The 12808-nt window shown below is 72.1% G+C and carries 11 protein-coding genes; 8 read left to right on the top strand and 3 right to left on the bottom strand.

The genetic code is table 11. The features are described from left to right. Positions 1-390 precede the first annotated feature (390 nt). Positions 391-696, bottom strand: a complete 306-nt coding sequence (locus tag ADY01_RS23550) for a MerR family transcriptional regulator (RefSeq protein ID WP_234320370.1) — start codon at positions 694-696, stop codon at positions 391-393. A gap of 76 nt (positions 697-772) precedes the next feature. Further along, positions 773-2518 (bottom strand): ABC transporter ATP-binding protein, encoded by a 1746-nt coding sequence (locus ADY01_RS23555; protein ID WP_049577281.1) that lies wholly within the window; start codon positions 2516-2518, stop codon positions 773-775. 231 nt (positions 2519-2749) lie between these two features. Between ADY01_RS23555 and ADY01_RS23560 the strand changes: the two genes are divergently transcribed. From ADY01_RS23560 to ADY01_RS23585, 6 genes are all read left to right on the top strand, one after another. Continuing rightward, entirely contained in the window at positions 2750-4192 is a 1443-nt protein-coding gene (locus tag ADY01_RS23560; RefSeq protein ID WP_199826293.1) for a sensor histidine kinase, read from the top strand. Next, positions 4189-4623: a roadblock/LC7 domain-containing protein gene (locus tag ADY01_RS23565; protein ID WP_049577286.1), complete on the top strand. Its 435-nt coding sequence runs from the start codon at positions 4189-4191 to the stop codon at positions 4621-4623. Before ADY01_RS23560 ends, ADY01_RS23565 begins: the two co-directional genes overlap by 4 nt. Positions 4624-4692: 69 nt before the next feature. Further along, on the top strand, positions 4693-5040 hold the full coding sequence (locus ADY01_RS23570) for a DUF742 domain-containing protein (RefSeq protein ID WP_049577289.1): 348 nt from the start codon (positions 4693-4695) through the stop codon (positions 5038-5040). Further along, entirely contained in the window at positions 5018-5617 is a 600-nt protein-coding gene (locus ADY01_RS23575) for a GTP-binding protein (protein ID WP_234320371.1), read from the top strand. Before ADY01_RS23570 ends, ADY01_RS23575 begins: the two co-directional genes overlap by 23 nt. Beyond that, positions 5614-6903, top strand: a complete 1290-nt coding sequence (locus ADY01_RS23580) for a cytochrome P450 (RefSeq protein ID WP_049577292.1) — start codon at positions 5614-5616, stop codon at positions 6901-6903. The genes ADY01_RS23575 and ADY01_RS23580 overlap by 4 nt, the downstream gene beginning before the upstream one ends. Next, entirely contained in the window at positions 6828-8042 is a 1215-nt protein-coding gene (locus tag ADY01_RS23585; protein WP_049577295.1) for a cytochrome P450 family protein, read from the top strand. Before ADY01_RS23580 ends, ADY01_RS23585 begins: the two co-directional genes overlap by 76 nt. Here ADY01_RS23585 and ADY01_RS23590 read toward each other — a convergent pair. Beyond that, positions 8015-10264 (bottom strand): MMPL family transporter, encoded by a 2250-nt coding sequence (locus tag ADY01_RS23590; RefSeq protein ID WP_078900543.1) that lies wholly within the window; start codon positions 10262-10264, stop codon positions 8015-8017. The two genes, ADY01_RS23585 and ADY01_RS23590, sit on opposite strands and share 28 nt — an antisense overlap. 289 nt (positions 10265-10553) lie before the next feature. Here ADY01_RS23590 and ADY01_RS23595 point away from each other — a divergent pair, with 289 nt between their 5' ends. Together ADY01_RS23595 and ADY01_RS23600 are read left to right on the top strand one after the other, a co-directional pair. Next, complete coding sequence (locus ADY01_RS23595) at positions 10554-11288, top strand: SGNH/GDSL hydrolase family protein (protein WP_049577297.1); 735 nt, start codon at positions 10554-10556, stop codon at positions 11286-11288. Between the two features lie 154 nt (positions 11289-11442). After that, positions 11443-12657: an alginate lyase family protein gene (locus ADY01_RS23600; protein WP_049577300.1), complete on the top strand. Its 1215-nt coding sequence runs from the start codon at positions 11443-11445 to the stop codon at positions 12655-12657. The last annotated feature ends 151 nt before the right edge of the window (positions 12658-12808 follow it).

A 12808-nucleotide genomic window follows, 5' to 3' on the forward strand; every position in this document is an offset into this window, starting at 1 on the left:
CCCCCGGCCGGAACGGAGGCCCTCCTGGACGAACTCCACCCCACCTGGCGCACCCCGGCCTGAGCTCCCACCCCGGGCGAGCGATGCCGTTCCGCCGCGCAGTGTCCCGTTGCCTCGGCCTGAGGTCAGGCTGTGGGCGAGCGGTGGCGTTCCGTCGTGCAGTGTCCTGTTGCCTCGCCGGGGGATTCCACCGGAGTGGAAGCCCGCCTGGGCGGGCTGCACCCCGCCTGGCGTGCCACGGCCTGAGGCGGCGTCCCGGGCCAGCCGGAACGTTCCGCCGCGCAGTGTCCCGTTGCCCCGGGCCGAGGCTGGGCCGAGGCCGGGCCGCGGGCGAACGACGGCGAGCGACGGCGTTCCTCCGCGGAGCGGTGCCTTGTCCCGGCCGGTGGGCTATTCCCTCGTGGCCATCGCTCTCAACGCGTTGCGCGTATGCGTCAGTTCTTCGAGTCTGATCTCTATCTGCCGCAGCTGGGAGGCGATCAGGTCGGCGCCCCGGCCGTGGGGGGTCTGGCCGCTGTCGTGGATCAGGAGGATGTCCCGTATCGCGGCCAGGCTCAGGCCCGCCGCCTGGGCGCCGCGGATGAAGAGGAGGCGGTCCGCGCTCTCCGGTGGGTAGTCGCGGTAGCCGGAAGGGGTGCGCGGGGGTTCCGGCAGCAGTCCCGCCTGCTCGTAGAACCTGACCGTCTTCGTGGTCACTCCCGCCGAGTGAGCAAGCGATCCAATGCGCATACCCCCAGCATGTGTCCCTGCGCCCTCCCCCGGAAGGGCGCCCCTACGCCACCGTGGCGAGGAACTGCGTCGCCGCCAGCTCCGCGTACAGCGGGCTGCCCGCGACGAGTTCGGCGTGTGTGCCCACAGCCAGGACGCGGCCCGCGTCCATCACCACGATGCGGTCGGCCGTCGTCACCGTGGACAGCCGGTGGGCGACCACCAGGACCGTGGTGTGGCGGGCCGCCTCCGCCACCGCGTCGCGCAGCGCCGCCTCGTTGACCGCGTCCAGCTGCGAGGTGGCCTCGTCCAGGAGCAGCAGCCGGGGGCGGCGCAGCAGGGCCCGCGCGATGGCGACCCGTTGCCGTTCGCCGCCCGAGAGCTTGGTGCCGCGGTGGCCGACCACCGTGTCCAGGCCGTCGGGCAGCCGCCCGACCAGGCCGTCGAGGCGCGTGGTGGCCAGCGCCCGCGCCAGTTCGGCCTCGCCCGCCTCCGGCGCGCCGAACACCAGGTTCTCGCGGAGGGTGCCGGACAGCACGGGCGCGTCCTGCTCGACGTAGCCGATCGCGGCGCGCAGGGCCGCCACGTCCCAGTCGGCCACGTCGCGCCCGTCGACCAGCACCCGCCCGCCGGTGGCGTCGTAGAACCGCTCGATCAGCGCGAAGACCGTGGTCTTGCCCGCGCCCGAGGGGCCGACGAACGCCGTCATCCCGCGCGGTGGGACCGCGAAGGACACGCCGTGGTGCACGGCGGGCAGCTCGGGCGTGTAACGGAAGTGGACGTCCTCGAACGTGACGGCCGCGGGCTCCTCCCGGCCCGAGGGCCGCGGAACGGCCGCGTGCTCGGGCTCGCTCGGCAGCGCGCGCACCTCCTGGATGCGGGTGATGGCGGCGGCCCCGACCTGGTACTGCGTGATGGCGCCGACCACCTGCTGGATGGGCATCATGAGGTAGAAGACGTACAGGAGGAACGCCACCAGCGTGCCGACGTCGATCGAGCCGGTGGCCACCCGCGCGCCGCCGACGGCGAGCACGGTGATGAAGGCGACCTGGGTGGCCAGGCCGGCCGTGTTCCCGGCCAGGGCCCGCCACTTGGCGGCCTGGACGCTCGCCCGCCAGGACTCCTCGGCGGCGTGGTGCACGGCCACCCGCTCCCGTTGCTCCGCGCCCGACGCCTTCACGGTCCGCAGCGCGCCGAGGACGCGCTCCAGCGCGGCGCCCATCTGGCCGACGGAGTCCTGCGCGCGCTTGCTGGCCCGGTTGATCACCGGGACGATCAGGCCGATCACCACGGCGGTCAGGCCGATGACGCCCATGGTCACCAGCAGGAGCACCGCGTCGACCAGGCCCATCATCACCAGCGTCGCGATCAGCGTCAGCCCGCCCGTGCCGAAGCCGATCAGGGACTCGGTGGTCATCGCGCGCAGCAGCGTGGTGTCGGAGGTGGCGCGCGCCAGGAGGTCGCCCGGCTCGCTGGCGTCGACGCCCGAGATCCGCAGGCGCAGCAGATAGGAGGTGAGGGAGCGGCGGGCGGTGAGGACCACCGATTCCGCGGTGCGCTGGAGCACATATCCGCCGAGGGCGCCGATTGCCGCGTTCGCGGCGACGAGAACGCTCAGCAGCACCAGCGCGCCGGAAATCGAGCGGTCCTCCGACAGATTCCCGATCAATTCCCGGGCGACCAGCGGCAGCGCGAGACCGGTCGCCCCGGTGGCGAGGGAGAGAAAGGCGCCGATGACGAGAGCCCGGCGGTGGGGCCGTACATATCCGAGCAAAACCCGCCAGGCGGAATCCTGAGTGTCGGTTGCCACGTGTTCACCCTACATACAGATTGTCACTCGTTCGGCTTGCGGAGTCACGCGAGCGCCTGCTTGACTGCGGCCTGCCGCTTAGGCGGAACCAGCAACAGGCCGAAGCCCACTGGTGGTTGGCGGGCGCTGGCACGACACCTCGCGGGCGCGTTCGTGCTGCTCGGAAGAGTGCTTTGCCATGCCTTGCGCCGGCCTTTTGTGGGTTTGTCCTAACCGTATGAGGTGGACACGATGGAGATACCAGCGGCATTGGCCGTCTGCCTGATGGCCGGCAGCGCGCTGGCGGTGCTGCTCGCGGGCGTCTGGTTGCGCCAGCGAAGGCTTCAGCGCCGGGCGGAGGCCCGCCAGCGGCAGCGTTTCTCGGCCATGGACGCCGAACTCGACGCGCTGCGCGGGCAGCTGGCGGAGATGGCAGCCCGGGACCGGATGCTGGCCGAGGAGGCCGAGCACCTGGCCAAGCAGCGGCTGCCCGCGGTGGCCAGGGCCCTGCGCCACCCGCATGTGAAGGTCCCCGAGCTGCTCCACCCGAACCTGCGGGAGAGCTCCGGCGGCAAGGCGCTCGCGGGCGTGCTCACCAGCGTCTCGGACGCGCTGACCAGCGAGCGCCGCCGCGTGGACGGCGCGGCCCAGGCGGCGATGCGCGGCGCGACCACCAAGCTCCAGACCATGTGCTACCAGATGCAGTCCACCGTGGACGAGCTGCTGCACAAGTACGACGACCCCGACCTCGCCGAGCAGCTGGCCGGGCTCGACTACCTCAACGAGCAGATCCTGCGCCGCCTCCAGGTCACCCGCGTCGTCTGCGGCGCCGGCGCCGGTCTGGTGCGCACCAGGTCGCCGCTGCGCGCGCTGGTCATGGGCGCCAGCTCCCGCATCCCGAGCTATGAACGCGTGCAGATCGTGGACCACCTGCCGCAGCCGGTCGCCGTCGTGGACCGCGCCGCCGAGCCGGTGGCCATCGTCGTGACCGAGCTGATGGCCAACGCCGTGCACCACTCGCACGGTTCGCTGCCCGTCGAGGTCGCGCTGCACCAGGCGCACAACGGCGCGGTGATCGTGGTCAACGACGCGGGCATCGGCATGAACGCCGACGAGTTCGGCATGGCCCGCCGCCTGCTCGCCGGCGACCAGGAGATCCACCTCGCCGAGCTCGGCGACCCGCCCCGTTCCGGCTTCGCCGCCATCGGCGAGCTGTGCCGCCAGTTCGGCATCGGCGTCTCCGTCGAGCCCTCCCAGTACGCCGGGGTCAAGGCCGTGGTGTTCGTCCCCAGCGAGCTGCTGACCCGGGTGGAGGAGGACCAGCCCGTGCCCGCACCGGCCTCCCGCGCCATGACGCCGCCCTCCGCGCCCCTCACCGTCCCCGACCCGGACGAGGCCCCGCGCCTGCCGCAGCGGCAGCACCGGCGCGGCGCCGACGAGCCCGAGCGCCCCCGGCGGTCCTCGCGCTCCACGGACGGCCGCGGGTTCCGCGACCCCGACGAGGCCGCCGCCCGGATGGGCGCCCTCCAGCGCGGTACCGCCCAGGGCCGCGCCGCCGAGACCGGCAGGCGCCGCGCCGCGGACACCGACGAGGCCGCCGGCGAGGGTGCCCGCGAGGCCGCCGGCGAGGGCGCCGACGCCGCGGCCGGCACCGGTCCTGACTCCGAGGACGACTCCGAAAGGGATAGCCGATGAACGCCCGTGTCCCCGTGACCAAACCGAAGCTCGACCTGTCCTTCGTCCTGACCCCCATCCTCGAAGTGCCGGACGTGCAGCACGCCATGGTGGTCACCGCCGACGGGTTCTTCGAGGCGCACTCGGGCCTGGACAACGAGACCGCGGAGAAGCTCTCGGCGGTCCTCGCCTCCCTGCTGGCCTCGGCGCGGGGCACCAGCCTCACCTACTACGGCGGCGAGGCGGCGCTGCGGCAGGTGATGGTCGAGACGTTCGACGGCTATGTGTTCGTGATACCGGCGGCGGAGAACACCTATCTCGCCGTCTTCACGGGGCCCGGCGTGGCCATGGACAGCGTCTCCTACGAGATGCAGAAGCAGGTGCAGACCCTCGGAAAGGCCATGGCGAGTCCGCCCCGGGACGACGCGACGCGTTCCCCCTCCGGCGCCTGAGTCGACGCGGCGGCCCCGCCCCGGGGCCCGCCGCCCGGCACGCGTGTCCCCTCACACAAGGGAGTTTCGATGAACCGGCGGCTCATTCCGCCCTATGTGTGGACCGGTGGCAGGACCCGTCCGAGCCGGAACGTCCTCGACCGGCTGACCGCGCTGCGGGCGGCCGTCGACACGATTCCCTCCGATGTGTCCCCTGCCGGGCAACGGGTGCTGGAGATCCTCGGAGCGGGCGCGCTGCCGCTCGCGGAGGTCGCGGCGCACCTCTCCCTGCCCGTCAGCTTCGTCAAGGTCCTCGCCAGCGACCTCTTCGACCAGGGGCTGCTGATCGTGCGCGCGCCCACCCCGGTGCCCGCCGACGAGCCGCTCGACACGCAACTCCTTGAAAGGGTGATCCGTGGACTCCGCGCCCTCCAGTAGAGGTATCTATCTGCGCAACCCTGACCAGCAGCTGGTCAAGGTCATCGTGAGTGGCCCGTTCGGCGTCGGCAAGACCACGATCATCCGCACCCTGTCGGAGATTCCGCCGCTGAAGACCGAGGAGGTCATGACCGCCACCGGCGCCGTCGTCGACCACCTGGACGGGGTGCGCGACAAGACGACCACCACCGTCGGCCTCGACTACGGCCGCATCTCGCTCGGCGACGACCTGGCGCTGTGCCTCTTCGGTACCCCGGGCCAGAAGCGCTTCCACGCCCTGTGGAAGGACCTCACCCAGGGCGCGCTCGGCGCCCTCATCCTCGCCGACACGCGCCGCATAGCCGACTCGTACGAGGTCATGGGCATGATCGAGGAGCAGGGCATCCAGTACGCGGTCGCCCTCAACGACTTCCCCGACTCGCCCGCCTACCCCGAGGACGACCTGCGGCAGGCGCTCGACCTGTCCCCGGAAACGCCGCTGGTCACCTGCGACGCCCGCGACCGCGCCACCTCGCTGAACGCCCTGCTGGCGCTCGCGGAACACCTGCTGAACCTTCCCGCCATGGAGCAGTCTTGACCACCGAGGCAACGCGGCCGGTGCCGCTGTACAGCGACGAGTACGCCGCCGACCCCTACGCCGTCTTCGACGAGCTGCGCAAGCACGGCTCGTGCGCCCCTGTCGAACTGGCCCCCGGCGTCGTCGCCACGCTGGTGATCGGCTACCGCGCGGCCCTCGAAGTCCTCCAGGACCCCGAGACCTACTCCAAGGACCCCCGCGTCTGGCAGCACAACCTCCCGCCGGACAGCCCGGTGGCGCCCATGCTGAGCTGGCGGCAGAACCTGCTGTTCAACGACGGCGAGGTGCACGCCCGTTACCGCAAGGCGATCACCGACAGCTTCAGCCTGATCGAGCCGTACGCGCTGCGCGACCTGGTGCACCGCACCTCGGACATGCTCATCCAGAACTTCGCGGACCGCGGCGAGGTGGACCTCGTCGGCGAGTACGCCAGGGCCCTGCCGCTGCTGATCTTCAACTCCCTGTTCGGCATGCCCGACGAGGACAGCGTCCGCGTGGTGAAGTGGATGGCCGGCTTCATGGAGGCCACCTCGCCGAAGGAGGCCAACGAGGCGCTGGTCAGCTACGACACCTACCTGCGCGAACTGGTCGCCGCCAGGCGCGAGTCCCCGGGCGCCGACCTGACCTCCTGGCTGGTGGAACACCCGGCCGAGCTCACCGAGCAGGAGGTGGTCGACGAGATCATGATGACCACGTCCGCGGGGCACGAGCCCACGGCCAACCTCATCGCCAACGCGCTCGCCCGCATGCTCTCCGACGACCGCTACTACCGCACCGTCTCCAGCGGCGCGCTGACCGCGACCGACGCGATCACCGACGTGCTCTGGAACAACCCGCCCATGCTCAACTTCTCGACGCACTTCCCGCGCCGGGACGTCGACCTGCACGGCACCTGGATACAGAAGGGCACGCCCGTTCTGATCTCCTACGCCGCCGCCAACACCGCCCCCTCGGACCTGCCCAAGGGCCCGAGGTCGGACACGGGCGCCCATCTGTCGTTCGCCGCCGGGCCCCACGCCTGCCCGGTCAAGCAGCCCGCGGTGCTGATCTCCTCCACCGCGATCGACCGGCTCACCAGCTGGCTGTGCGACATCCGCCTCACCGTTCCCTATGACCAGCTGACGTGGCGCCCGGGACCCTTCCACAGGGCCCTGACCGCGCTTCCCGCCCGCTTCACCCCGATCGCACCCGATCAGAAGGGAACCAACCCGTGGAACGTGAGCCGTTCGTCCTCGACCCCACCGCACGCGACATCCCGGGAGACATCGAACGTCTCCGCGCCATAGGACCCGCCAGCCGCGTCGTCCTGCCGGGCGGTGTCGGGGCCTGGGCCATCGTCACCCACGACCTGGTGAAGAAGCTGCTGGCCGACCCCCGGGTCTCCAAGTCCGCGCGGCAGCACTGGCCGGCGTTCATGGCCGGCGAGGTCCCCCAGGAGTGGTCGCTCTACTCCTGGGTCGCCGTCCAGAACATGTTCACCGCCTACGGCGCCGAGCACAACCGGCTGCGCAGGCTCGTCACGCCCGCCTTCACCGCGCGCCGCACCCGCGCCATGAGCGGGCGGGTCGAGGCCATCACCCGGGACCTCCTGGACCGGCTCGCCGCCGAGCCGCCCGGCGCGGTGGTCGATCTGCGCGCCACGTTCAACCACCCGCTGCCGATCCGCGTGATCTGCGAGCTGCTCGGCGTGCCGGAGGAGGAGTGGGACGAGCTGCGGGACAGCGTGGAGGTGACGTTCAAGACCTCGGTGGCCCCCGAGGAGGCGTTCGCCAACTTCCAGGCACAGCTCCAGCAGATGGCCCGGCTGGTGGCGCTCAAGCGGGAGCGGCCGGGCGACGACCTGACCAGCCTGCTGATCTCCACCCGCGACGAGGACGGCGACCGGCTCAGCGAGGAGGAGCTGATCCACACGCTCCTCCTGACGCTCTCCGCGGGCCACGAGACCACCGTCAACCTGCTGGGCAACGCGATCCACGCGCTGCTCTCCCACCCGGACCAGCTCGCGCTGGTCCGCAAGGGGCAGGCGAGCTGGAACGACGTGCTGGAGGAGTCCCTGCGCGCGGTCTCCTCGGTGACGGCGGTCCCCCTGCGGTACGCGGTCGAGACCATCGCCCTCGACGACGGCGTGGTGATCGAGAAGGGCGACCCGATCCTCATCTTCTACTCGGCCGCGGGCACCGACCCGGCGCTGCACGGGCCCGACGCGGGCGCGTTCGACATCACGCGGACGTCGCACGACCACCTGGCGTTCGGCCATGGCGCGCACCACTGCATCGGCGCGCCGCTGGCCCGTCTGGAGGCGAGCATCGCGCTGCCCGCGTTCTTCGACCGCTTCCCCGACGTGCGGCTCGCCGGCGAGGAGCTGACGCCGATCGAGTCCTTCGTGGCGCACGGCTATCAGCGGATGCCGGTGCACCTGTCCTGAGCCGGGTCGGCGCCCGCCGCCTCACGGGTCCGCGGCCCCCCGGCCGCGGACTCGCGCAGCCCGAACCGGGCGTGCGCCCGGCGCAGGCCCGGCGGCAGCCACCACATGGCCCGGCCGCCGAGCCGCATCGCGGCGGGCAGCAGCGCGCCGCGGATCAGCGTGGCGTCCATCAGCACCGCGAGCGGCGCGCCGACGCCGAGCGCCTGCATGAACGAGATGTCCGAGGTCAGGAACGCCAGGAAGACGATCGACAGCACGACCGCGGCGGCGGTCACGATGCGCCCGATGCGTTCAAGTCCGATCGCCACGGCGTCCGTCGGCGATCCGGTGCGCTCGTACTCCTCGCGGATGCGGGCGAGCATGAACACCTGGTAGTCCATGCCCAGGCCGAACGCGACCGCGAACAGCAGCACCGGCACCGTGCCGACCACCTCCCCGGTGGCGGTGAACCCGAGCAGCCCGGCCAGATGCCCGTCCTGGAAGCCCCAGACCAGCGCCCCGAAGGTGGCCGTGAGGCCGAGCGCGCTGAGCAGCATCGCGACGAACGGCAGCAGCACGCTCCCGGTCAGCAGGAACAGCAGCACCAGCATCGCGGCGGCCAGCGTGATCCCGGCCGGCGGCAGCCGGTCCACGATCGCGTCGATGCCGTCCATGGCGACCGGCACCTGACCGCCCACCAGCGCCTCGCCGGGCGCCGGCGCCTCGCGGATGTCGCGCACCAGGTCCTCGACGGCGCCGGTGCCGAGGGGCTCGGGCACCACCGAGAGGTGGACGCCGCCGCCCTCCGCCGCGTATCCGGCGTGGGCGGGCCCCGGTTCCGCGGCCAGGGCGCCGTCGGCCCAGGAGCCGCCGGGGCCGTCCACGCGGGCCACGCCGTCGTGCCCGGAGAGCCCGGCGGCGTACGCGGCGACCTCGGGCGAGGCGGCGTCGGCGCCCGGCAGCACGACGGAGAGCGCCTGGCTCTCGCCCGAGCCGAACTCGGCGCGCAGCGTCTCGGCGACCTGCCGCCCGGAGGACGACTCGGGCAGCGCGCGCTCGTCGGCGGTGCCCATCCTCAGCCCGAGGAACGGGGAGCCGAGCAGCAGCAGGACCAGCACGCCCAGGGTGGCGACGGGGAGGGGACGGCGCATCACGAACGAGGCGAGCCGGTGCCAGAACCCGTTCTCCGGTGAGGTCGTGGCGGGCGCGCGGCGGCGCAGGATCCGGCCGCTCTCCACGCGCGGGCCGAGGACGGCCAGCAGGGCGGGCAGCACGGTCAGCGTGACGGCCGCCGTCAGCACGGCGACGGCGATGCCCGCGTACGCCATGGAGCGCAGCGCGAGCAGCGGGAACCAGGCGAGTCCCGCCAGCGTGACGGCGACGGTGACGGCCGAGAAGACGACGGTGCGGCCCGCGGACAGCATCATCACGCGGATGGCGTCGGCCCCCTCGCGGCCCGCGGCCAGCTCCTCGCGGTAGCGGTTGACCATCAGCAGGCTGTAGTCGACGGCCAGGCCGAGGCCGAGCAGCGTGACGACGTTGACGGCGAGGACCGAGATGTCGGTGACCGCGGCCAGGCACCAGAGCGTGCCCAGGGAGAGCAGGATGGTGACGACGCCCGTGATCAGCGGGATCGCCGCCGCCATCAGGCTGCCGAAGATGAGCACCAGCACGACCAGCATCACGGGCAACGCGATCAGCTCGCCGCGCACGGCGTCCCGTTCGCTGAGCTCCCCCAGCTCCTTGTTGATCATCGCGGTGCCGCCGATCTCGACGTCGAGACCGCCCTCCCGCTCGCCCTCGTAGGACGGTTCCAGTTCGGCGAGCCGCTTGCCCGCCTCCGTGTCGTCCCCCTCGATCGCCGCCAGGATCAGCGCCCTGTCGCCGCCGGAGCCGCGGAGTCCCGGCGCGCGGTCGGCCAGCCAGTAGGACGTGACCCCGGAGACGCCCTCCTCGCCCGCCAGCCGCTCGGTCAGCGCGGCGCCCGCCGCCGCGGCCTCGGGGGAGTCCACGCCGGAGTCGGCGTGGACGAGGAGCGCGAGGTTGGGGTCGTCGCGGCCGAAGGTCTCGCTCAGCACCTCGGCGGCGCGGCCCGACTCGGCGGACGGGTCGTCGAAGCCACCGGCCTTCATCGTGTCGAAGAGCGTGGTGCTCAGCGCTCCTCCGGCCAGCGAGAGCAGGACGGCCACGAGGAGGACGGCCCTGCGCCGCCGTGGCAGGAAGCCGGACAGTTTCGCCAGCATGGATGTCTCTCCCTTGCGTTCTCGCGTTCGTGTACGCGTTCTCGGGTTCTCGTTCTCGTGTTCTCGCGTTGCCTCACGCGGTACAGGGAGGACGGGCGCGCGGCGTGCCGGTGTGACACCGGGGGCGTGGGGAGACGCGGATCACACGCGCGCGTTGGCCGTTTTGCGCCGTTGAGCCGGGGACGCGGGCGCCGGGAGAATGAGCGGAGCCACCGGAGGGGGCTGTGCGCGGGCCCAAGGGACGGCTCGCGCGTCCGGCGGGACTTCGACCTGCCTTGGAGAGCCTTCCATGTCCTTCGTCACCAGCCATCCGCTTCCTGCCAGAACGGCCCTCGTCCTCTCCCTCCTCCTCGCCCTCTTCGTGACCCTGGCCGCGCCCTCGGCGCGGGCCGCCGAGCCGGCCGCCTCGGCCGCGCCGGTGCGGATCATGCCGCTCGGCGACTCGATCACCGGCTCGCCCGGCTGCTGGCGCGCCCTGCTCTGGCAGGACCTCCAGGCCGCGGGCCACACGGACGTCGACTTCGTCGGCACCCAGGGCGCCCAGGGCTGCGGCTTCCCCTACGACGGGGAGCACGAGGGCCACGGCGGGATCCTCGCGACCACCATGGCCGACCAGAACCAGCTGCCCCCCTGGCTCGCGGCCACCCGGCCCGACGTGGTGCTGATGCACCTCGGCACCAACGACGTCTGGAGCAACCGCTCGACCTCGGCCATCCTCGCCGCCTACACCACGCTCGTCGGCCAGATGCGCGCGGAGAACCCGGCCGTCACGGTGCTCGTCGCCCGCATCATCCCGATGGCGCCGAGCAGTTGCGCGGCGTGCCCCCAGCGGGTCGTCGACCTGAACGCGGCGATCCCCGGCTGGGCGGCCGGGCTGAGCACGGCCCCGTCGCCGATCACGGTGGTGGACCAGTGGACCGGGTTCGACACCGCGACCGACACCGGTGACGGCGTCCACCCGAACGACGCGGGCATCCGGAAGATCGCCGACCGCTGGTTCCCGGCGGTCTCGGCCGTTCTGTAGCGTTCCGCACCATGAGGTCCGTACCGCGGTTCCGGAACCGCGGTACGGACCTTGACGGTTGATTGGTCTAGTCCTACCGTCAGGCCCATTGACCGTTCACGTGCACGTTCTTCGTTCAGTCACGTGAACCAGCCTGACGAAAGGCGTCCCCCACATGGTCAGAAAACACCGGATCGCCGTGCTGCTCGCCGCCGTCGGCGCGCTGCTCGCGTCGATCCTGCCGCTCCAGGCGGCGACGGCGGAGCCGCCCCGGGCCCCGGCCCCGGCCGAGGCCCTGGCCGCCCCGGCGACCTTCACCCACCCCGGGGTGATGGTCAGCCGGCCCCAACTGGACTTCGTGCGCGCCCGGGTGAACGCCGGAGAGCAGCCCTGGACGAACGCGTTCAACCAGATGATGTCCTCCAACTACGCCAACCTCTCGCGCCCCGCCCGGCCCCGGGCCGTCGTGGAGTGCGGCTCCTACTCCAACCCCAACCACGGCTGCACCGACGAGCGCGAGGACGCCATCGCGGCGTACACCAACGCCCTGGCCTGGTACATCACCCAGGACGCCCGCTACGCGCGCAAGGCCATCGAGCTGATGGACGCCTGGTCGGCCGTGATCCAGGACCACACCAACAGCAACGCCCCGCTCCAGACCGGCTGGGCGGGCTCGGTGTGGCCGCGGGCCGCCGAGATCATCCGCTACACCTACGGCGACTGGCCGAACGCCGGGCGCTTCGGGACGATGCTGCGGAACGTCTACCTGCCCGAGGTCATCAACGGCTCCAACAGCAACGGCAATTGGGAGCTGTCGATGATGGAGGCGGCGATCGGCATCGCCGTCTACCTGGAGGACCGCTCCGCCTACGACCGGGCCGTGACCCGTTTCATGAACCGGGTCCCGGCATTCCTCTACGTCGAGTCGGACGGCGGCACGCCACGCACGGTGCCGGGCAGCGGTCTGGACAGCCGCGACGAGATCATCGGCTACTGGCACGGCCAGACGACGTTCGTCAACGGCATCGCGCAGGAGACCTGCCGGGACTGGGTCCACACCGGGTACGGGCTCTCGGCGATCTCGCACGTGGCCGAGACCTCCCGCATCCAGGGCCAGGACCTCTACCCGCAGATCGCCGACCGGCTGCGGCACGGCCTCGGTCTGCACTCGACGTACGAGCGCGGAACGGCCGTGCCGAGCTGGCTGTGCGGCGGCGACGTCCAGCTGGGCCTCGGCCCCATCACCGAGGTCGGGTTCAACGCGCTGAACAACCGCATGGGCTACGCCATGTCCAACACCCAGGCGCTGACCGAGAGCCGGCGCCCCTGGGGCACGAACAACCTGTTCGTGGCCTGGGAGACGCTCACCCACGCGGAGAACCCGAACTAGCCGGAGTGCGCCCGTTCCCGCCGGCGCCGCCCGTTCACGTCGGGGGCGGCACCGGCGGGGGGGGGGGGGGGGGGCTGTCTCTTATATACACTTGAAGCTGGCCGCGGAGGGGGTAGGGGGGATCTTCAGGGGGGGGGGTATATTACAAAAA

This window comes from Streptomyces sp. SBT349, assembly GCF_001083795.1.
In the GTDB taxonomy this organism is placed as follows: Bacteria; Actinomycetota; Actinomycetes; order Streptomycetales; family Streptomycetaceae; genus Streptomyces.

Coding starts and splice junctions, on each gene's coding strand:
- ADY01_RS23560 (WP_199826293.1), top strand. CDS start 2,750: ATGGAGATACCAGCGGCATTGGCCGTCTGCCTGATGGCCGGCAGCGCG.
- ADY01_RS23565 (WP_049577286.1), top strand. CDS start 4,189: ATGAACGCCCGTGTCCCCGTGACCAAACCGAAGCTCGACCTGTCCTTC.
- ADY01_RS23570 (WP_049577289.1), top strand. CDS start 4,693: ATGAACCGGCGGCTCATTCCGCCCTATGTGTGGACCGGTGGCAGGACC.
- ADY01_RS23590 (WP_078900543.1), bottom strand. CDS start 10,264: ATGCTGGCGAAACTGTCCGGCTTCCTGCCACGGCGGCGCAGGGCCGTC.
- ADY01_RS23595 (WP_049577297.1), top strand. CDS start 10,554: ATGTCCTTCGTCACCAGCCATCCGCTTCCTGCCAGAACGGCCCTCGTC.
- ADY01_RS23600 (WP_049577300.1), top strand. CDS start 11,443: ATGGTCAGAAAACACCGGATCGCCGTGCTGCTCGCCGCCGTCGGCGCG.